At 65.7% G+C, this 21,350-nt stretch carries 14 protein-coding genes; 6 read left to right on the forward strand and 8 right to left on the reverse strand.

What is annotated here, in order from left to right; all coding sequences use genetic code 11:
• Nucleotides 1-2 precede the first annotated feature (2 nt).
• The 3 genes from AC6LJ2_RS24615 to mdeB form a co-directional block, all read right to left on the reverse strand.
• Nucleotides 3-455 carry a DUF2214 family protein gene (locus tag AC6LJ2_RS24615; protein ID WP_263910586.1) on the reverse strand — a complete coding sequence of 151 codons (453 nt, stop codon included), beginning with the start codon at nucleotides 453-455 and terminating at the stop codon, nucleotides 3-5.
• A gap of 137 nt (nucleotides 456-592) precedes the next feature.
• Nucleotides 593-2,890 carry an NADP-dependent malic enzyme gene (locus AC6LJ2_RS24620; protein ID WP_263910588.1) on the reverse strand — a complete coding sequence of 766 codons (2,298 nt, stop codon included), beginning with the start codon at nucleotides 2,888-2,890 and terminating at the stop codon, nucleotides 593-595.
• Between the two features lie 244 nt (nucleotides 2,891-3,134).
• Nucleotides 3,135-5,822: an alpha-ketoglutarate dehydrogenase gene (gene mdeB, locus AC6LJ2_RS24625; RefSeq protein WP_498152377.1), complete on the reverse strand. Its 2,688-nt coding sequence runs from the start codon at nucleotides 5,820-5,822 to the stop codon at nucleotides 3,135-3,137.
• Between the two features lie 296 nt (nucleotides 5,823-6,118).
• On the opposite strand from mdeB, the gene AC6LJ2_RS24630 reads away from it, so the two are divergent.
• Nucleotides 6,119-8,170: an OPT family oligopeptide transporter gene (locus AC6LJ2_RS24630; protein ID WP_498152378.1), complete on the forward strand. Its 2,052-nt coding sequence runs from the start codon at nucleotides 6,119-6,121 to the stop codon at nucleotides 8,168-8,170.
• Between the two features lie 70 nt (nucleotides 8,171-8,240).
• Here the strand turns inward: AC6LJ2_RS24630 and AC6LJ2_RS24635 are convergent, their stop codons facing one another.
• The 4 genes from AC6LJ2_RS24635 to puuE form a co-directional block, all read right to left on the reverse strand.
• Nucleotides 8,241-9,734 (reverse strand): nucleobase:cation symporter-2 family protein, encoded by a 1,494-nt coding sequence (locus AC6LJ2_RS24635; RefSeq protein WP_498152379.1) that lies wholly within the window; start codon nucleotides 9,732-9,734, stop codon nucleotides 8,241-8,243.
• Between the two features lie 360 nt (nucleotides 9,735-10,094).
• Nucleotides 10,095-11,324, reverse strand: a complete 1,230-nt coding sequence (locus tag AC6LJ2_RS24640) for a M20/M25/M40 family metallo-hydrolase (protein WP_263910595.1) — start codon at nucleotides 11,322-11,324, stop codon at nucleotides 10,095-10,097.
• A 7-nt stretch (nucleotides 11,325-11,331) separates the two neighbouring features.
• Complete coding sequence (uraD, locus tag AC6LJ2_RS24645; protein ID WP_263910597.1) at nucleotides 11,332-13,113, reverse strand: 2-oxo-4-hydroxy-4-carboxy-5-ureidoimidazoline decarboxylase; 1,782 nt, start codon at nucleotides 13,111-13,113, stop codon at nucleotides 11,332-11,334.
• 11 nt (nucleotides 13,114-13,124) lie between these two features.
• Nucleotides 13,125-14,069 (reverse strand): allantoinase PuuE, encoded by a 945-nt coding sequence (gene puuE / locus AC6LJ2_RS24650; protein WP_263910598.1) that lies wholly within the window; start codon nucleotides 14,067-14,069, stop codon nucleotides 13,125-13,127.
• 189 nt (nucleotides 14,070-14,258) lie between these two features.
• On the opposite strand from puuE, the gene uraH reads away from it, so the two are divergent.
• Together uraH and AC6LJ2_RS24660 are read left to right on the forward strand one after the other, a co-directional pair.
• Nucleotides 14,259-14,609, forward strand: coding sequence for a hydroxyisourate hydrolase (uraH, locus tag AC6LJ2_RS24655; protein WP_498152380.1), 351 nt, complete (start codon nucleotides 14,259-14,261; stop codon nucleotides 14,607-14,609).
• Between the two features lie 206 nt (nucleotides 14,610-14,815).
• Nucleotides 14,816-16,021: a urate hydroxylase PuuD gene (locus AC6LJ2_RS24660; protein WP_498152381.1), complete on the forward strand. Its 1,206-nt coding sequence runs from the start codon at nucleotides 14,816-14,818 to the stop codon at nucleotides 16,019-16,021.
• A gap of 65 nt (nucleotides 16,022-16,086) precedes the next feature.
• On the opposite strand, the gene AC6LJ2_RS24665 is transcribed toward AC6LJ2_RS24660, so the two are convergent.
• Complete coding sequence (locus tag AC6LJ2_RS24665; RefSeq protein WP_263910602.1) at nucleotides 16,087-17,103, reverse strand: 1-aminocyclopropane-1-carboxylate deaminase; 1,017 nt, start codon at nucleotides 17,101-17,103, stop codon at nucleotides 16,087-16,089.
• Nucleotides 17,104-17,294: 191 nt separating this feature from the next.
• On the opposite strand from AC6LJ2_RS24665, the gene AC6LJ2_RS24670 reads away from it, so the two are divergent.
• The 3 genes from AC6LJ2_RS24670 to AC6LJ2_RS24680 form a co-directional block, all read left to right on the forward strand.
• Nucleotides 17,295-17,765: an Lrp/AsnC family transcriptional regulator gene (locus AC6LJ2_RS24670; protein WP_263910603.1), complete on the forward strand. Its 471-nt coding sequence runs from the start codon at nucleotides 17,295-17,297 to the stop codon at nucleotides 17,763-17,765.
• 327 nt (nucleotides 17,766-18,092) lie between these two features.
• Nucleotides 18,093-20,960: a 2-oxoglutarate dehydrogenase E1 component gene (locus AC6LJ2_RS24675; RefSeq protein WP_263910604.1), complete on the forward strand. Its 2,868-nt coding sequence runs from the start codon at nucleotides 18,093-18,095 to the stop codon at nucleotides 20,958-20,960.
• A 100-nt stretch (nucleotides 20,961-21,060) separates the two neighbouring features.
• Nucleotides 21,061-21,350, forward strand: a 290-nt coding sequence (locus tag AC6LJ2_RS24680) for a biotin/lipoyl-containing protein (protein WP_498152382.1), incomplete at its 3' end; no start/stop codon positions are given.

Below are 21,350 nucleotides of genomic sequence, written 5' to 3' on the forward strand. Positions count from 1 at the left end.
GATTACAGGTGAATGCCACGCGCCATCAGCACGGCGAACAGCGGCAGGAAGATGAACAGGTGCGACTCGATCATGATCCAGCGCCGAGCGCGCTTGATGGCGGACGCATCGGGTACGAAGCCCGGCTGTTGACGCGCCTGCTTTGCCCACCGCAGAAAGGCGACGGTGGGCGGGGCCGAACAGAGGCCGATGATCACGAACAGCGTGATCTTGGCGTGAAACCATGGATTGCTCATGTAGAAGGCAGCGCCCTTGATGCCCAGGGTCAGGCGCAGCACGCCCGTGACCAGTACGGCGATCGCGCTGACCAGGTAGAGGCGGTCATAGACCACCAGGCGCTTTAACGCCGCGGGCGTGAGGTCGGGGCGCAGCAGCACCGCTTCGGCGGTCAGCACCACCACCAGCACGAAGATCGCCAGGTAGTGAAACCAGGCCAGGAAGGCGTCGAGCAGCATGGGAAGGCTCCAGGAAAAAAGGGTCAGCCCGATTTTTACCATCCGTCTTTGGATGGGACCATCCCGCTGGCTTGCCGCAGGGAAAAAAAAGGCGCCCCGAGGGGCGCCTTTGCTACGCGTTCATCGCGGATGGGCGATCAGCGGCGCTTCTTGGCGGCTTCGGCGGCTTCCTGCTGCGCATCCACCACGGCCAGGGCCGTCATGTTGACGATGCGGCGCACGGTGGCGCTGGTCGTCAGGATGTGCACGGGGCGCGCGGCGCCCAGCAGGATCGGGCCCATCGCGACGCCATTGCTGCCGGTCATCTTCAGCATGTTGTACGTGATGTTGCCGGTGTCCAGCGTGGGCATGACCAGCAGGTTGGCCGGACCCTTCAGGGTGCTGTCCGGGTAGGCCAGCACGCGGATCTTTTCCGACAGGGCGGCGTCGGCGTGCATTTCGCCGTCGACTTCGAGGTCGGGCGCGCGGTCCTGCACCATTTGGCGCGCAGCGGCCATCTTGCGCGACGATTCCGTGACGCGGCTGCCGAAGTTCGAGTGCGACAGCAGGGCGATCTTGGGCACCACGCCGAAACGCAGCATTTCGTCGGCAGCCTGGATGGTGATGCTGGCGACTTCCTCGGCCGTCGGGTTCTCGTTGACGTGGGTGTCGGTGATGAACAGCGTCTGGTCGGGCAGCATCAGCACGTTCAGGGCGGCGTAGGTCTGGCCTTCCTTCTTGCCGATGATTTCGTCGATGTACTTGAGCTGGTTGTCGTACTTGCTGGCCACGCCGCACAAGAGCGCGTCGGCATCGCCACGGCGCAGCAGCATCGCGCCGATCAGCGTGTTGTGCTTGCGGATCATCGCCTTGGCGATGGCCGGCGTGACGCCTTCGCGGCCCTTGAGCTGGTAGTAGGCGTTCCAGGTTTCGTTGAAGCGGCTGTCGTCTTCGGGATCGACGATTTCGAAGTGCTGGCCGGCGATCAGGCGCAGGCCGAACTTCTTGATGCGCATCTCGATGACGGACGGGCGACCGATCAGGATCGGGAAGGCCAGCTTTTCATCGGCAACCGTCTGCACGGCGCGCAGCACGCGTTCGTCTTCGCCATCGGCGTAGATGACGCGCTTGGGCGCTTTCTTGGCCTGGGCGAACAGCGGACGCATCAGCTGGCCCGAGTGGTACACGAAGCCCATCAGCTTCTGGCGGTAGGCTTCGATGTCTTCGATGGGGCGGGCGGCCACGCCGGAATCGGCGGCGGCCTGGGCCACGGCCGGGGCGATCTGGACGATCAGGCGCGGGTCGAACGGCTTGGGAATGATGTAGTCCGGGCCGAATGCGAGTTCCTGGCCGGCATAGGCGCGGGCCACTTCGTCGTTCTGTTCGGCCTGGGCCAGTTCAGCGATGGCCTTCACGCACGCCAGCTTCATTTCTTCGGTGATGCGCGAAGCGCCGGCATCCATGGCGCCGCGGAAGATGAAGGGGAAGCACAGTACGTTGTTGACCTGGTTCGGGTAGTCAGAACGGCCGGTGGCGATGATGCAGTCGGGGCGCGCGGCCTTGGCGACTTCCGGGCGGATTTCCGGTTCCGGGTTGGCCAGCGCCAGGATCAGCGGGCGGTCGGCCATGGTCTTGACCATGTCGGCGGTGAGCACGCCAGCGGTGGAGCAGCCCAGGAAGACGTCGGCGCCGTTGACCACGTCGGCGAGCGTGCGCGCGTCGGTCTTTTGTGCGTAGCGCTTCTTGTTGGCTTCCATGTTTTCATCGCGGCCTTCCCAGATGACGCCGCGCGAATCCACCACGTAGATGTTCTCGCGCTTGACGCCCAGGTGCACCAGCAGGTCCAGGCAGGCGATGGCGGCAGCGCCCGCGCCGGAGCACGCCAGCTTGACCGAGCCGATGTCCTTGTTCACGACCTTCAGGCCGTTCAGGATGGCGGCCGACGAGATGATGGCGGTGCCGTGCTGGTCGTCGTGGAAGACGGGGATCTTCATGCGCTCGCGCAGCTTCTTCTCGATGTAGAAGCACTCGGGCGCCTTGATGTCTTCGAGGTTGACGCCGCCCAGCGTGGGCTCGAGCGCGGCGATGATGTCGACCAGCTTGTCCGGGTCGTTCTCGGCCAGTTCGATGTCGAACACATCGATGCCGGCGAACTTCTTGAACAGGCAGCCCTTGCCTTCCATCACGGGCTTGGCGGCCAGCGGGCCGATGTTGCCCAGGCCGAGCACGGCGGTGCCGTTGGTGATCACGCCCACCAGGTTGCCGCGCGAGGTGTACTTGGACGCGGCGTCGTCGCCCTGGTCGAAGATGGCCATGCAGGCGGCCGCCACGCCGGGCGAGTACGCCAGCGACAGGTCGTCTTGGTTGGCCAGGGGCTTGGTCGGGGTGACCGAGATTTTGCCGGGGGTGGGATAGGCGTGGTAATCCAACGCCATTTTGGTGAGGGTTTCGTCCATGGGATACAGCCTTTTCGGCGCTAACTTTGGAGGGTGAAAACGGAAAGCAAAAAGCGGGCTCTCGGCCCGCCGTATTCTTTGGGAAATGCTTAGGGAACACCCGTATTTCAACAGAAAGCGGCGCCAATTGGTTGCTGCACCGCAGCGAGCGTGCGATTTTGATCAAGCCGCGCCGCTTTCGCCGTGTGGCGGCGAATGAGAAAAAAGCCCTGGTCGGGGCTTTTTTCCTTTGCCTTTCAGGGGCTTATTGCGCCCAGGGCGGATTGGTCCGAGATTCGGCGTGAAGCGTCTTGCGCAGCGTGGCAGCCTGGTCCTGGCGGTCCAGGCTGTCCAGCGCGTGCAGCACGATCCAGTCGGCGCTGACTTCGAAGAAGTCGCGCAACTGGGCGCGCGTGTCGCTGCGCCCGAAGCCGTCCGTGCCCAACGTGCGGTAGGGGGCCGGGACCCAGGCGCGGATCTGTTCCGGCACTGCGCGCACGTAGTCGCTGGCGGCCACCACCGGGGCGTTGCTGTCGCCCAGGCAGGTGCGCACCCAGTCCGCGTCCGGGGCGGCGTCCAGGCCCAGCACGCGGGCGCGCTCGGCCTGGCGGCCGTCGCGGGCCAGTTCGGAAAAGCTGGTCACGCTCCAGACTTCGGCATCCACGCCATAGTCGTCGCGCAGGCGGTCGGCGGCCAGCTCGGCTTCGCGCAGCATCGGGCCGGCGCCCAGCAACCGCACCTGCGCCTGCTTGCGGGCGGCACGCAGGCGATACATGCCGCGCAGGATGCCCTCTGCCGCGTTGCCTTCCTGCGGCAGGTCGGGCTGCGCCAGGTTTTCGTTGGTGACGGTCAGGTAGAAGAATTCGTCGCGCTGCTCGTCCAGCATGCGGCGCATGCCGTATTCGACGATGACGGCCACCTCGTAGGCGTAGGCCGGATCGTAGGCCCGGCAGTTCGGCACCGTGGCCGCCACGATGTGGCTCGATCCGTCCTGGTGTTGCAGGCCTTCGCCGCCGAGCGTGGTGCGGCCCGAGGTGGCGCCGATGAGAAAGCCGCGGGTGCGCTGGTCGGCGGCCGCCCAGATCAGGTCGCCGATGCGCTGGAAGCCGAACATCGAGTAATAGATATAGAAGGGCAGCATCGGCAGGCCGTTCACCGAGTAGCTGGTGCCCGCGGCCGTCCACGACGAAATGGCACCGGCCTCGGTGATGCCTTCTTCCAGGATCTGGCCGTCGCGCGCTTCGCGGTAGTACAGCACCGAGCCGATGTCCTCGGGTTCGTACAGCTGGCCTTGCGCCGAATAGATGCCGATCTGGCGGAACAGGTTGGCCATGCCGAAGGTGCGGGCCTCGTCGGCCACGATGGGCACGATGCGCGAGCCGATCTCGGGATCTTTGAGCAGCGCGGTCAGCATGCGCACGATGGCCATGGTGGACGACATTTCCTTGCCGTCGGCGGCCAGCGCGAAACGCGCCCATTGCTCGACCGCCGGCGGCGCCAGGCGCGGCGCCTCGGTGTTGCGGCGGGGGATGTGGCCGCCCAGGGCGTCGCGGCGGGCTTGCAGGTGACGCAGTTCGGCGCTGTCGTCGGCCGGTCGGTAGAACTTCAGCGCCAGGCAGTCGGCATCGGAAATCGGCAGGGCGAACCGGTCGCGGAACGCCAGCAGCGCCTCGTCGTCCAGTTTCTTCTGCTGGTGGGTGGTCATCTTGCCCTGGCCCGCCGCGCCCATGCCGAAGCCCTTCTTGGTCTGCGCCAGAATCACGGTGGGCTGGCCGCGGTGGTGCGCGGCGCGGTGGTAGGCGGCATGGATCTTGACCATGTCGTGGCCGCCGCGATGCAGGCGGTCGATGGCGTCGTCGGACCAGTCGGCCACCAGCGCGGCCAGCTCGGGATTCTGGTTGAAGAAGTGGGCACGGTTGAAGGCGCCGTCGTTGGCGGCGAAGGTCTGGAACTGGCCGTCGACCGTGTTGGCGAAGGCGCGCGCCAGGGCGCCCGTCGTGTCGCGCCGCAGGAGGGCGTCCCAGTCGCTGCCCCAGACCAGCTTGATGACGTTCCAGCCGGCGCCCGCGTACAGGGTTTCCAGTTCATCGATGATGCGCCCGTTGCCGCGCACCGGGCCGTCCAGGCGTTGCAGGTTGCAATTGACGACGAACACCAGGTTGTCGAGCTTTTCGCGGGCGGCCAGGGTCAGGGCGGCGATGGATTCGGGCTCGTCCATTTCGCCGTCGCCGAAGATGCCCCAGACCTTGCGGTCGCCGCCGGGCACCAGTGAGCGGTGCTCCAGGTAGCGCATGAAGCGGGCCTGGTAGATGGCGTTGATGGGGCCGATACCCATCGACCCGGTGGGAAATTGCCAGAAGTCCGGCATCAGCCATGGATGCGGGTACGACGACAGGCCGCGCAGGCCGCGAGAGGTGGCGGTGATTTCCTGGCGGAAGTGCGCCAGGTCGTCTTCCTTCAGGAATCCTTCCAGGTAGGCGCGGGCGTACACGCCCGGCGCCGAGTGAGGCTGCATGTAGACCAGGTCGCCCGGGCCTTCCGGTGTCGACGCGCGGAAGAAATGGTTGAAGCCCACTTCGAACAGGTCGGCCGCCGAGGCGTAGCTGGCGATGTGGCCGCCCAGTTCGCCGTGCGCCTGGTTGGCGCGCACCACCATGGCCAGCGCGTTCCAGCGGTTGATGCGGGCAATGCGCTCTTCGACGGCCAGGTTGCCGGGAAAGGGCGGTTCCTGGTCGGCGGGAATGGTGTTCAGGTAGGCGGTGCGCGTCTGGCTGTTGGCGCGCAGGCCCAGCGAGGCGGCGTGGCCCAGCAGGTTGTCCAGCACATAGCCCGCCCGGTCGGCGCCCGAGGCCTCGACCAGGGACTGCAGGCCGTCACGCCACTCGGCGGTTTCGGCAGGGTCGGCGTCTTGCCGAAGGTCTTGCCCGACGGGCGAATGGCTGGCGTCACACATGATGGTTTTGTCTCCTTGTAGCGTCCATGCTAGACCTGTCCCAGGGGCATGGGTTATCAAAACCTGGGGAAGAAACCCTGGCTTTCAGCATAATCGGTTGCCGATATCCTGGTCGGCGGCAGGATCTGCTGCCGGATGCCACTTACGGCTGGTGACCACCCGGTGGACGTTCAGGCGCTAGAATTCGCGCTTCAGAAAAAACAAACCGGCAACCAACAGGGCGGACACGCCCTGATAGCCGGGGTGCGCCCATCCTTGCTGGCGGGTCGCGTCCCGGCCAGTAAAGGGAGACTTCCATGACTGAACCCACCCGCGTCCCGGCTGAGGTCACGCTACCGGAACTGACGTTCCGCGGCGTGCTGCTGGGCGCGCTGATCACCATCATCTTCACCGCCTCCAACGTATTCCTGGGCCTGAAAGTCGGCCTGACGTTTTCGTCGGCCATTCCGGCGGCGGTGATTTCCATGTCGGTGCTGCGCCTGTTCAAGGACGCCAACATTCTTGAAAACAACATGGTGCAGACGCAGGCCTCGGCGGCCGGCACGCTGTCCTCCATCATTTTCATCCTGCCCGCCCTGGTCATGATGGGCCACTGGCAGGGCTTTCCGTTCTGGCAGACCCTGGGCATCTGCGCCGCGGGGGGCATGCTGGGCGTGATGTTCACGATTCCGCTGCGCCACGTGATGGTGGTGCAGAGCGACCTGCCGTATCCCGAAGGCGTGGCCGCGGCCGAGATCCTGCGCGTGGGCAGCGCCGAACGCGCGCAGGACGCCGCGCAAGAAGCCGGGCGCGCGCCGGCCAGGCCGGCGGCCACCGGCATGGGCGATATCGTCAGCGGCGGCGTGGTGGCGGCGGCCGTCAGCTTCGCCGCCAGCGGCCTGCGGGTGCTGGGCGACGGCGTCAGCGGCTGGTTTTCGCTGGGCGGGGCCGTGTTCCGGCTGCCGATGGGCTTTTCGCTGGCGCTGCTGGGGGCGGGTTACCTGATCGGCATCGTGGCCGGCCTGGCGATGCTGGTCGGGCTGCTGATCTCGTGGGGCATCGCGGTGCCCATCCTGACCGCCATGGCCGACATTCCCGCCAATATGTCGCTGGAAAAATTCGCCACCGGCCTGTGGGCCTCGCAGGTGCGCTTCATTGGCGCCGGGGTGATCGGCGTGGGCGCGATCTGGACGCTGGCCACGCTGTTCATGCCGATGGCGCGCGGCGTCAAGGCGTCGTTCTCGGCGCTGACCCGCGCGGGCGCGGCCCGTGCCGGCCAGGCGCCGCGCACCGAGCGTGACCTGTCGGCGGGCTGGATCTCGGTGGTCACGCTGGTGCTGGTGACGGTGTTGGTCATCACGTTCCAGGTGTTCCTGGCCGGGGCGCCGCTGTCGGCCGCCGCGGTCTGGAAGCTGGTGGCCTATGCCGTGCTGTTCGCTTTCGTGTTCGGCTTCCTGGTGGCGGCCGCCTGCGGCTACATGGCGGGCCTGGTGGGCTCGTCGACCAGCCCGATCTCGGGCGTGGGCATCGTGGCCATCGTGCTGGTGTCGCTGCTGATGCTGGCCCTGGGCGGCGAGCTGCTGGCGGTGCAGAACGGCGTGCAGATGGCGATCGCGCTGGCGATCTTCAGTACGTCTGCCGTGGTGGCGGTGGCGTCCATTTCCAATGACAACCTGCAAGACCTCAAGACCGGCTGGCTGGTGGGCGCCACGCCCTGGCGCCAGCAGGTGGCGCTGCTGATCGGCTGCGTGGTGGGGGCGGCGGTGATTTCGCCGGTGCTGGAACTGCTCTACAACGCCTACGGCTTTGCCGACGCCATGCCGCGCGAAGGCATGGACCCGGCGCAGGCGCTGTCGGCGCCGCAGGCGACGCTGATGCTGGCGATTGCGCGCGGCATCTTCACGCACCAATTGAACTGGACCATGATCCTGATCGGCATGGCGGTGGGCGTGGCGCTGATTGCGGTGGATGAAGTCTTGAAGCGCACCTGCAAGGTGGCCCGCATTCCGGTGTTGGCAGTGGGCATCGGCATCTACCTGCCGCCCACGGTGGCCGCGCCCATCGTCGCCGGCGCGGTGCTGGCCTGGCTGCTGGAGCGCGCACTGCGCCGCCGCGCCCAGGCTGCGGGCAAGCCCTACGAGCAGTTCGCCGATGCGGCCAACCGCCGCGGCGTGCTGATTGCCTCGGGCCTGATCGTGGGCGAAAGCCTGGTGGGCGTGGTGATGGCCGCCATCATCGGCGCCGCGGGCACCGATGCGCCGCTGGCGATTGCCGGCGAAGGCTTTGCCCGCACGGCGTCGTTCCTGGGGCTGGCGGTGTTTGCTGCGGTGGCGGTGCTGTTCTGGCGCCGCGTGATGCGTTTGGCGTAGACCGGCAGCGCAGCAAGAAGAGGGGCGGCGCGGGATGGCTGCGCCGCGCCCATCCCCGCAATGGCCGGCGTCAGTGTTTTTCGGCTTGCAGCGCCGCCGCAATGACGGCGCGTTCGTCGCAGGCGGCGCCGTTCAGGAAGGCATTGAGCAGCACGGCCGATATCGATGCCAGCAAAATGCCGGATTCCAGCAGCGTATGCAGCGAGTGCGGCAGCCACTGTTTGAAGTCGGGCGCGATCAGCGGCACCATGCCGATGCCGATCGACACCGCCACGATCATGGCGTTGTGGCGATTGCCCTTGAAATCCACGCCGGACAGAATGCGGATGCCGGTCGCGGCCACCATGCCGAACATGACGATGCCGGCGCCGCCCAGCACCACCGTGGGCAGCGATTCCACCAGCGCGGCCATCTTGGGCAACAGGCCCAGCACGATCAGGATCACGCCGCCGGCCACGCAGACATAGCGGCTTTTCACGCCGGTCACTGCAACCAGCCCGACGTTCTGCGAAAAACTGGTGTACGGAAAGGTGTTGAACACGCCGCCGATCACGGTGCCCAGGCCGTCGGTGCGCAAGCCCCGGGCCAGGTCCTGCTGGCCGACCTTGCGGCCGGTCATTTCGCCCAGCGCCAGGAACATGCCGGTGGACTCGATCATCACGACCACCATGATCAGCGACATGCTGAGGATCAGCATCGGGTCGAATTGCGGCATGCCGAAGTGAAACGGCAGCACCACGTCGACCCATTCGGCGCGGCCGACTTTCTCGAAGGTCATGATGCCCAGCGCCGACGCGGCCACCGCGCCGATCACGATGCCCAGCAGCACCGAAATATTGGCGACGAAACCGCGCCCATACTTGACGATCAGCAGGATGGTCAGCAGTACCAGCGCGGCCACGGCCAGCCCGGCCGGATCGGCATAGCGCGGGTTCAGCATCGACGGCATGATGGCAAAGCCTTGCGGCACGGGCGGTAGCGGGCTGCCCGGTGACGTGGCCTGCGCCAGCCACTGCGCGTAAGCCGGATCGACGATGACCGGCGCAGTCGGCCCGGCGGGATTGCCGAAAATCCAGTTGACGCCCACGCGCATCAAGGTGATGCCGATGAGCGTGATGATGGTGCCGGTGACCACGGGCGGGAAGAACCGCAGCATCTTGCTGATCAGCGGTGCGATCAATATGGACACGATGCCTGCGCCGATGATGGTGCCAAAGAGGGTCTGCGCGCCCGCCGCGCCCGGATGGGCGTTGGCCATCGCCACCATGGGGGCCACCGACGCGAATGTGACGCCCATCATCACCGGCAGCTTGATGCCGAACCACTGCGTGGCGCCCAACGCCTGGATCAGCGTGACCAGGCCACAGCAGAAGAGATCTGCGGAAATCAGCATCGCGACTTCGGCGGGCGACAGGTTCAGGGCACGGCCGACGATGAGCGGCACCGCCACGGCGCCCGCATACATCACCAGCACATGTTGCAGACCCAGCGCCGCGAGCTTGCCGGCAGGCAGGCGCTGGTCGACGGGATGAACCTCGGGGGACACGCGGGATGCAGCCTGCATAGCCAAATCTCCTGGCGGAGTAGGGAGTCGGTCGGGGAGAATTCCTGTGATGCCTGAATGTGTACCGAAAATGTATACAAAACGAATGGCGGGCTGAATAGAGGAAAACCCGGTGCAGATGAGGGGGCGGCGGTGCGGGGAAGCTGCGGCTTGTTTTGACGCGGGCCGCGCGCCAGTGCGCCGCCCGCGGACGGGCGGGTGAGGCAGGCAGAGCGTTTGAAGCGTGGCGGCTCGCCGGCCCGCTTCAACTGGCCGGCGATCGGCCGGATCGGTCGGTCAGACCCTTTGGGTCGAACCTTGTGGGTCAGATCCTCTTGGTCAGGCCATGTCGGACAGCGCCTGCCGATCGGATCCTGGCCGTCAGGCCGGCTGGAGCAAGTCGGCCAGCGTACGGGCGATGACCTTGGTGGCGCGCCGCAGGTCTTCGAGCACGACGCGTTCGTCGTTGCGCTTGGCGTGCGATTCGAGCACCGTGCGCGGGCCCGCGCCGTAGATCACGCCGGGAATGCCGGCTTCGGCATACAGCCGCACGTCGGTGTAAAGCGGCGTGCCCATCGCGGGTATCGGCTCGCCGAAGATGGCTTCGCCGTGCTTCTGGATGGCGCTGACGAGCGGTTGGTTGCCGGGCAGGGGACGCATGGCGTTGGCCAGCAGCAGGCGCTTGATCTCGACCGTGATGCCGGGCGATTGTGCGGCGGCTTCCTGGATGATGCGGCGGATGTCGGCCTCGACGTCGGCCGCGTTCTCTTCGGGGATCATGCGGCGGTCGAGTTTGAAGCTGACCTTGCCCGGCACCACGTTGGTATTGGTCCCCCCTTCAATGCGTCCGATATTCAGGTAGGGGTGGCTGATGCCCGGCACCTGCGAGGTGACCTGCTGGTAAAGCGTGTTCTGTGCATACAGCGCATTCAGGATCTTGACTGCGCCCTGCAGCGCGTCCACGCCGCTGGCCGGAATGGCGGCATGGGCCATCTTGCCGTGCACCGTCACTTCCATTTGCAGGCAGCCGTTGTGTGCGGTGACGACTTCGTAGCTGAAGCCGGCCGCGATGAGCAGGTCGGGCCGGGTCAGGCCCTGGCCAAGCAGCCAGCCGGGGCCGAGCAGGCCGCCGAATTCTTCGTCATAGGTGAAGTGCAGTTCGACCGCGCCATGGCTGGGCCGGGCCACGGCTTCCAGCGCGCGCACGGCGAAGGTGAAACTGGCGAAGTCGCTTTTGCTGACCGCGGCCGCGCGACCATAGAGGCTGCCGTTGTCGATCTCGGCACCATAAGGGTCGTGCTGCCAGCCGTCGCCTGGCGGCACGACGTCGCCGTGCGCATTGAGCGCCACGCGCAGGCCGGGGCCGTACTCGCGCCGCACGATCAGGTTGGTGATGGATTGCAGGCCGTAGTCGTGAACTTCCTGGGCGGGCACGGCATGGGCTTCGGCGTCGAAGCCGAAGTCTTGCAGGAGTTCGGCGGTGCGCACGGCGTGCGGCGCGTTGTTGCCGGGCGGCGTATCGGTGGGCACGCGCACCAGGGATTGCAGGAAGCGGACTTCTTCGTCGAAGTGGGCATCGACCCAGGCGTCGAGGCGGGCGTAATCTGTCATGGGGTGTTCAGCGGGATGAGAGGTCGTGGGCAAGATCGTCCAGCAGGCCTTGCATGGCAAGCGCAGCCAGCTGCATGTCGTCTCGGGTGGTGGATTCGCGGGGGTTATGGCTGATGCCGGCGTTCTGGCCGCGCACGAACAGCATGGCTTGCGGCATGACCTCGTGCAGCTTCATGGCATCGTGGCCGGCGCCGCTGGGCATGCGGTGCACGGGCACGCCCAGGGCATCCACGGCGCGCTCCCAGCGTTGCTGCCAGTCGGGCGCGCTGGGCGCGGCCGAGGCGCGCATGGTTTCCTCGAGCGTGTAGCGCACGCCGCGCCGCTCGCAGATGGCCGCCAGTTCGGCCAGCACATCATTGACCAGGGCATCGCGCTGCGGATCGCTGGGCGCGCGCAGATCCAGGCTGAAGCGGCATTCGCCGGGCACCACGTTGATCGAGCCGCTGGGCACTTCCAGCATGCCGATGGTGCCGACCGAATCGCCGTCGCGGGCCGCGCGCCGTTCGAGATACAGCGCCAGTTCGGCGGTGGCCGCCGCCGCATCGCGACGCCGGTTCATGGGCGTGGTGCCGGCGTGGCAAGCCACGCCCAGCACCTGCACCTGGTAGCGCACGCTGCCATTGATGGACGTGACGATGCCCAGCGGCAGCCCCATTTCGTACAGCACGGGTCCCTGTTCGATGTGGACTTCGATGAAGCCGAGGTAACGGCTGGCATCGCGGCGCAGCTTGGGGATGTCGTCGATGCACAGGCCGGCGTGCTGCATGGCGTCGCGCAGGGTGATGCCTTGCGCGTCTTTCTGGTCCAGCCACTGCGGCTTGAAATCGCCGATGAGTGCCCCCGAGCCGAGGAAGGTGGCGCGGTAGCGCTGGCCTTCTTCTTCGGCAAAGCCGATGACTTCAAGGTGGCAGGGCAGACGCCGGCCCTGGCGATGCAGCTCGCGCACGCAGGCCATCGGTACGAAGATGCCCAGCCGGCCATCGTATTTGCCGCCGTTGCGCACGGTGTCGTAGTGGCTGCCGGTCATCAGGGTGAGGGCGTCGGGCCGATCGGCGTGATAGCGCCCCACCACGTTGCCGACGGCGTCGATTTCGACTTCGTCGAAGCCGCAATCGCGCATCCAGTGCGAGATGCGCTGCGCGCAGGCGCGATGCGCGTCGGTCAGGTAGGTGACGGTGAGCTGGCCCTTTTCGGCGTAGCCGGGGTCGCTGTGGGCGGCCAGGCGTTCCTGCCAGTCCCAGATGTCGTTGCCCAGCGTCAGGTCCTGGGCGAACTTGTCGGCCAGGCGCAATTGCGCGATGCGATGGATCTGGCGCAGGGCTTCGTCGCGCTCGATGTCGGGCGGGTTGTCCAGCCGGCGCGCGAATTCGTCGATGATCTGCGTGCGGGTGAGACCGGTGCCGCGCGCCCCGCGCACGGCCAGGATGAACGGGAAGCCGAAGCGGGCGTTGTAGTCGGTGTTCAGTTGCTGCAGCCGTGCGAATTCTTCAGGCGAACACTGGGTGAGGCCCGCCTGCGTCTGTTCGTTCGTCGATTCAGCGGTCAGGTCCTGGCGCAGCGTGGCGCGGCCGGCCAGTTCCGGGTGAGCGCGGATCAGCGCCAGGCGCGCATCCCACGGTGCGGCGTCGACGGCGCGCTGCAATTGGTCCTGCAGGTGCGCGAGCGATCGGAAAGGGCGGGCGGCAAGCGCCTGGCGCGCGATCCAGGGCGAATGCTCGTACACGCCGTCGAGCATTGCGCAAGCCGCATCGGGCGCGGCGGCATTGAGTTGTTCCAGGGTAAGGGCCATGGTGGCGGGGCTCAACGGTTGGGGGTGTAGGGATGAACGGTCTTCCAGTGCCGGGCGATATCCAGCCGCCGGCACACCCAGACGCGGTCGTGCCGGGCGATGTGGTCCAGGAAGCGTTGCAGCGCGGTGATGCGACCCGGGCGCCCGAGCAGGCGGCAGTGCATGCCGATGCTGAGCATCTTGGGCGCTTCGTCGCCTTCGGCATAAAGCGCGTCGAAGCTGTCTTTCAGGTACTGGAAGAAGGGGTCCGCATGCGAGTACCCCTGCGGCAGCGCGAAGCGCATGTCGTTGCAATCCAGCGTATAGGGCACGATCAGTTGCGGCGCGACGCTGCCGTCGGTCTTTTGCACCTGCATCCAGAAGGGCAGGTCGTCACCGTAGTAATCGCTGTCATATTCGAAGCCGCCGTAGTCGGCCACCAGGCGGCGGGTGCGCGGGCTGTCGCGCCCGGTGTACCAGCCCAGCGGGCGCTGGCCGGTGAGCTGGGTGATGGCGTCCATGCCCAGCCGCATGTGTTCGCGTTCGGTGGCTTCGTCGACGTTCTGGTAGTGAATCCAGCGCCAGCCGTGGCAGGCGATTTCGTGGCCGAGTTCGACGAAGGCCGCGGTCAGTTCGGGGTGGCGTTGCAAGGCCATGCCGACGCCGAAGACGGTCAGCGGCAACTGGCGCTTTTCGAATTCGCGCAGGATGCGCCAGACACCGACCCGCGACCCGTATTCATAGATGCCGTCCATGCTGACGTGGCGGTCGGGGTAGCTGGCCGGATTGAACATCTCGGACAGGAACTGTTCGGACCCGGCGTCGCCATGCAGGACATGGTTTTCGCCGCCTTCTTCGTAGTTCAGCACGAACTGCACGGCGATGCGTGCGCGGTCGGGCCATTGCGCATGCGGCGGGTTGCGGCCGTAGCCGACCAGGTCGCGGGGGTAGGGCAGCGTGGAATCGTAGAGGGCCATGGCGGGTGAGGCTTGGGGCCGGCGGGTACCGGCGGCGGTTGATCTGGGCGGGCTGGCCGAGCGGCCAGCGCCGTATCGTTCATGATGGGCTAAACGATAGCTGGAAAGCAAGAACGTGTATACAATTTCTGTACATCATCCAGGATAACCATGAGACGGCCGGGTACCGCCCCGGCACCAGGAGACACCATGGGCTTGACCACGCACGTACTCGATACCATGCACGGCTGCCCGGCCGCCGGCATGTCGGTGGCGCTGTATGCCACGGATGGCGACGCGGCCACGCCGATCAGCCGCCACACCTTGAATGCCGACGGCCGTACGGCCGGCCCGCTGTTTGCCGATGGCGACCTGAAGGCCGGCACCTATCGCCTGGTCTTCGACGTGGCGGGCTACTTCAAGGCGCGGGGCGTGGCCCTGACCGAACCCAACTTCCTCACCCGCGTCAGCCTGGACTTCGGCGTGGCGCATCCCGACCAGCACTATCACGTGCCGCTGCTGGTCAGCCCCTGGAGCTACTCCACCTATCGCGGCTCCTGAGCCTCGCGCATCAGGGTATTCCTGATGCGCGGCCGCGCCCGTCGGCATGGTTTCGTAAACAAAACCTGCATACAATTCTGTCGATCTCGATCGCAGCGGTGCGGGGCCTGCCGGCCTTGTGCGCGATCTGTCTTCTGCTTACAGCGCCCGCGGTGGTAGGCAGTGTGGCGGTGCCTTTGCCGGCCCGCCCGCTGCGAGGGGCATGAATGGAAAGCTACTACCTGGATTGGGTCAACCTGCTGCTGCGCTGGGCCCACATCATCACCGGCATCGCCTGGATCGGCACGTCGTTCTACTTCGTCATGCTGGACAACAGCCTGGAGAAACCGCGCGACCCGGAATCCCTTGAAAAAGGCGTGGGTGGCGAACAATGGGCGCTGCACGGCGGCGGCTTCTACAACATGCAGAAGTACGCGGTGCAGCCCAAGAAGCTGCCCGAACACCTGCACTGGTCGTTCCTGGAAAGCTACAGCACCTGGGTCACCGGCTTCCTGCTGTTCTCCATGTCCTATTTGTGGAATGCCAGCACGTACTTGATCGACCGCTCCAGGATGGATTGGTCGCCGTCGACCGCGGTGATCGTGGCCTTGGCCTTCTTCGTGGCGTTCTGGTTCGTGTACGACGGCATCTGTCGTCTGTTCGGACGCGGCAAGCACGGCGATCGCATCGTCGGCGTGCTGGTGGCCTTGTTCATCGTGCTGGCGTCGTGGCTGGCCTGCCACTGGTTCGCGGGCCGCGCCGCCTTCCTGCTGGTGGGCGCCATGATGGCCACCACCATGAGCGCCAACGTGTGCTTCTGGATCATTCCAGGGCAGCGCCGCAACGTGGCCGCGATGCGCGCGGGCAAGCCGGTGGATCCGGCCAACGGCCAGCGCGGCAAGCAGCGCAGCGTGCACAACACCTATTTCACGCTGCCGGTGGTGTTCGCAATGATGAGCAACCACTACAGCTTCACGTACACGCATGCCTACAACTGGATCGTGCTGCTGCTCATCATGCTGGGCGGCGCAGCCATCCGGCAGTTCTTCGTGGTGCGCCATCGCTTCAAGCTCGGCAATGCACGCAACCCCTGGCCTTATGCGTTGCTGGGAGTGGTCGTGCTGGGTCTGACCATCGTCTGGATGCAGCCTGCACCGGTCGCTGCCGCCGTTGCGGCGCCGGCGCCGACCGCGGTGTCGTATGCCCAGGTGCGCCAGGTGTTCGAACAGCGTTGCCTCCTGTGCCATGGCGAGCAGGTGCAGATGAAGGGCGTGCGGCTGGATTCGCCCCAGCAGGTCGCCACCCATGCGCAGGCGGTGTACCAGCAGGCGGTGGTGTCCAGGATCATGCCGATGGGTAATTCCACAGGTATGACCGAGGACGAACGCGCGCTGCTGGGGGCGTGGTTCCAGGCCGGCGCCAAGACGCAATAGGCGGTCAGCGCAAATCTCCGGCCGGCCAGCCCATCGCGCCAAAGCCGGCCGCGCAGAATCCTGCCTCAGCCGTTGCGGTACAGAAAGCTGTAGGCGTTGATCGCCGGCACCCCCCCTAGATGCGCGTACAGCACCCGCGAGCCCGCCGGGATTTCCCCGCGGCGCACGATGTCCATCATGCCCTGCATGGATTTCCCCTCGTACACCGGGTCGGTCATCATGCCCTCCAGGCGGGCGCACTGGCGGATGGCGTCGTTGGTCTCGGCCGAGGGCAGGCCGTAGGCGGGGTAGGCATAGCGGGTGTCCAGCACCACGTCGCTGTCGGCGATGGGGCGGTCCAGGCCGACCAGGTCGGCGGTGCGCCGGGCGATGCGCAGGATCTGGGCGCGGGTCTGGTCGGGCGTGGCCGAGGCGTCGATGCCGATCACCCGGTCGGCGCGGCCGTCGGCGGCAAAGCCCACCACCATGCCGGCCTGCGTGCTGCCGGTGACGGCGCAGACCACGATGTAGTCGAACGTGAAGCCCAGTTCGGCCTCTTGGCGCCGGACTTCCTCGGCAAAGCCCACGTAGCCCAGCCCGCCCAGTTCGTGATCGGACGCGCCCGCCGGGATCGCGTAGGGCTTGCCGCCGCGTTTTCGCACGTCTTCCAGGGCCTCTTCCCAACTGCGCCGAAAGCCGATGTCAAAGCCCTGGTCCACCAGGCGCACGTCCGCGCCCATCAGCCGGCTCATCATGATATTGCCGACCCGGTCGTAGACCGCGTCTGAATAGTCGACCCAGTTTTCCTGCACCAGCACGCAGGCCAGGCCCAGCTTGGCGGCCACGGCCGCCACCATGCGGGTGTGGTTGGACTGGATGCCGCCGATGGTGACCAGGGTGTCGCAGCCTTGTTCCAAGGCCTGCGGAATCAGGTATTCCAGCTTGCGCAGCTTATTGCCGCCAAAGGCCAGGCCGCTGTTGCAGTCTTCGCGCTTGGCGTAGATCTCGACCTTGCCGCCCAGGTGGGCGGACAGGCGGTCGAGCTTCTCGATGGGGGTGTCGCCGAAGGTCAGGCGGTGGCGGGGAAAGCGTTGCAGATCCATGCGGGCTCCTGGAAGTCGGGGTCCGGGGCGAGGGGGCCGCGGATGGAAAAATCATAGGAATCGCAGGCTTTTGCGGTCAATTGCGTATTTTTTTTAAATAGAAGATTTAAATTTTCTTCATGGATTATTTTTGGATTTAATATTTATAAAAATAAGTATCCAAAGAAATTAAATTTTCAGGGACGCATCTAATGAATGCCACTGCCGGGCTGGATCGCATCGACCGCAACATCCTGCGTCTCTTGCAGCAGGACGCCCAGATCACCAACCTGGACCTGAGCGCGCGCGTGCATCTCAGCCCCGCGGCCTGCCTGCGGCGAGTCGAAAAGCTGAAGGCCGAGGGCATCATCAGGAAGACGGTCGCGCTGCTCGAACCCGCCGAGGTCGAGATGGCCACCCTGGTCATCGTGGGCGTGGTGCTGGACCGCTCCACGCCGGACTCCTTCACCGACTTCGAAGCGGCCGCGCGCGGCATCAGCGGCTGCCTGGAATGCCACCTGGTGGCGGGCGAGTTCGACTACTTCCTGATGCTGCGCATCCGCGACCTCGAACGCTTCAACAAGCTGCACGCGGGCGAGATCATCAAGCTGCCCGGGGTGCGCCAGATACGCACTTTTTTCGTGCTCAAAGAGATCCTGTCGACCACCGAACTGCCGGTGTGACGAGGCAAATGCACAACACCTGAACAACAGAACGAAAAAAATGCCGCAATGCGGCATTTTTGGTTAACGGAATTTGGTGGTGCGTAGACGGCGTAATTGCAGGGGTTCGACGGACATTCCAACACCGCATGAAGCCATTCCGCGAACGCTTTTGCGTCACGCAAACGCAAGAAGACGCCCTTAAACTCAAAGGGTTATACTTTCATCCATACGGCTATCAAGGCTTGTACGCGCCTTCTGCCCCTGCTATCCGCTCAACGGGAAGCCCGTGCCGCGGAAGGTTTTCCTGCATCGTGTCGAGTGAAGCACTCGTAAAGGTGAAGCGATATGTCTTCGGAAATAGAATCTCTATCCACGTCTTATCTCTTTGGGGGTAACGCCCCTTATGTTGAGGAGCTTTACGAAGCCTACCTCGACAATCCCGGTTCGGTACCTGACAACTGGCGCGAATACTTCGACCAGCTGCAACATGCTCCCGCTACCGACGGCCAGGAATCCACCCGCGACCAGGCCCACGCTCCCATCGTCGAATCGTTCGCCCAGCGCGCCAAGGCCAATGCCTTCGTGCAACGCGCCGCCGAACCCGACCTGAGCGTCGCCACCAAGCAAGTGTCGGTGCAATCGCTGATTGCCGCCTACCGCTCGCTGGGCTCGCGCTGGGCTGACCTGGATCCGCTCAAGCGCCAGGAACGTCCCCCGATCCCCGAACTCGATCCGGCCTTCTACGGCCTGACCGAAGCCGATCTGGACCAGACCTACTCGGCCACCAACACCTACTTCACGACCGCCAGCACCATGACGCTGCGCGACATCCTGAAGGCGTTGCGCGACACGTATTGCCGCAGCATCGGTGCCGAATTCACGCATATCTCCGACCCCGCCGCCAAGCGCTGGATCCAGGAACGCCTGGAAACCACCCTGGGCGCGCCCGCCTACTCGGTCGAAGAAAAGCGCCACATCCTGCAGCAGCTGACCGAGTCCGAAGGCCTCGAGCGCTTCCTGCACACCAAGTACGTCGGCCAGAAGCGCTTCTCGCTGGAAGGCGGCGAAAGCTTCATCGCCTCGATGGACGAAGTGGTGAACCACGCCGGTGAAAATGGCGTCCAGGAAATCGTGGTCGGCATGGCCCACCGCGGCCGCCTGAACCTGCTCGTGAACATCATGGGCAAGATGCCCGGCGATCTGTTCGCCGAGTTCGAAGGCAAGCACGCCGAAGGCCTGACCGACGGCGACGTGAAGTACCACAACGGCTTCTCGAGCGACCTGTCGACCCGTGGCGGTCCCGTCCACCTGTCGCTGGCGTTCAACCCGTCCCACCTGGAAATCGTCAACCCCGTGGTCGAAGGCAGCGCACGCGCCCGCCAAGAGCGCCGCGGCGATGCCGAAGGCAAGCAAGTGCTGCCGGTGCTGGTGCACGGTGACGCGGCCTTCGCCGGCCAGGGCGTCGTGATGGAAACCCTGAACCTGGCCCAGACCCGCGGCTACGGTACGGGCGGCACGCTGCACATCGTCATCAACAACCAGATCGGTTTCACCACGTCCGACCCGCGTGACTCGCGTTCGACGCTGTATTGCACCGACGTGGTCAAGATGATCGAAGCGCCGGTGTTCCACGTCAACGGCGACGATCCCGAAGCCGTCGTGTTCGTCACCAAGCTGGCCCTGGACTACCGCCTGCAGTTCCGCCACGACGTGGTCGTGGACATCGTCTGCTTCCGCAAGCTGGGTCACAACGAGCAAGACACCCCGTCGCTGACGCAGCCCCTGATGTACAAGCGCATCGGCCACCACCCCGGCACGCGCAAGCTGTACGCCGACAAGCTGACCACGCAAGGCGTGCTGGCCGAAGGCGAAGCCGATCAACTGGTCAAGGACTACCGCCAGCTGATGGAAGACGGCCAGCGCACCATCGAGCCGGTGCTGACCGACTACAAGAGCAAGTACGCGATCGACTGGTCGCCGTTCCTGGGCGCCAAGTGGACCGACCAGGCCGACACCGCCGTGCCGCTGGCTGAACTCAAGCGCATCGGCGAACGCATCACCACCGTGCCGGAAGGCTTTACGGTGCACCCGCTGGTCGCCAAGCTGCTGAACGACCGCCGCACCATGGCCAAGGGCGAAATGAACCTGGACTGGGGCATGGGCGAGCACCTCGCCTTCGCGACCCTGGTGTCCTCGGGCTACGCCATCCGCATCACCGGCCAGGACTCGGGCCGCGGTACGTTCACGCACCGCCACGCCGTGCTGCACGACCAGAACCGCGAACGCTGGAACGACGGCACCTACATCCCGCTGCAGAACGTCTCGGAAGGCCAGGCGCCGTTCACCGTGATCGACTCCGTGCTGTCCGAAGAGGCGGTGCTGGGCTTCGAATACGGCTACTCCAGCGCTGAACCGAACACGCTGACCATCTGGGAAGGCCAGTTCGGCGACTTCGTCAACGGTGCCCAGGTCGTGATCGACCAGTTCATCAGCTCCGGCGAAGCCAAGTGGGGCCGCCAGTCGGGCCTGACCCTGATGCTGCCGCACGGCTACGAAGGCCAAGGCCCCGAGCACTCGTCGGGCCGCATCGAGCGCTTCCTGCAGCTGTGCGCCGACAACAACATGCAAGTGGTCCAGCCGACCTCGGCCTCGCAGATCTTCCACGTTCTGCGCCGCCAGATGATCCGCCCGTTCCGCAAGCCGCTGGTGCTGTTCACGCCGAAGTCGCTGCTGCGCAACAAGGACGCCGGTTCGCCCCTGACCGACCTGGCCGGCGGCAGCTTCCGCCCGGTCATCGGTGAAGTCGACGAGGCCATCGACGCCAGCAAGGTCAAGCGCGTGCTGGCTTGCTCGGGCAAGGTGTACTACGACCTGGTCAACGCCCGCCGCGAGCGTGGCGCCGACAACGTCGCCATCGTCCGCGTCGAGCAGCTCTACCCGTTCGCGCACAAGTCTTTCGAGACCGAACTGCGCAAGTACCCGAAGGCGACGGAAGTCATCTGGGTGCAGGACGAGCCGCAGAACCAGGGTGCGTGGTTCTACGTGCAGCATCACGTGTACGAGAACATGGTCGAAGGCCAGAAGCTGGGCTACGCAGGTCGCGCCGCTTCGGCGTCGCCGGCCGTGGGTTACCTGGCCAAGCACCAGGAGCAGCAGAAGGCCCTGATCGAAACGGCCTTTGCGCCCAAGTTCAAGGTCATGCTGACGAAGTAAACCCGCTGGATGCGCGTGCCGCGCGGCAAGTGGCTGGAACCCTGTTTCGACCCTTGCCGCGCCGTCCCCACAAGAACACACACTTTACGGAACAAACAAAATGGCTATCACCGACGTCGTCGTCCCCCAACTCTCTGAATCCGTTTCCGAAGCGACCCTGCTGACCTGGAAGAAGCAGCCCGGCGCTGCCGTCGAAGCGGACGAAATCCTGATCGAAGTCGAAACCGACAAGGTCGTGCTGGAAGTGCCGGCCCCCGCCTCGGGCGTGCTGGCTGAAATCGTCAAGGGCGACGGCAGCACCGTCACCTCGGGCGAAGTCCTGGCCCGGATCGACACCGCCGGCAAGGCCGCCGCCGCCGCGACCGCCCCCGCGGCCGAAGCGCCCAAGGC

The organism is Achromobacter sp. 1014246743 (genome assembly GCF_059760725.1).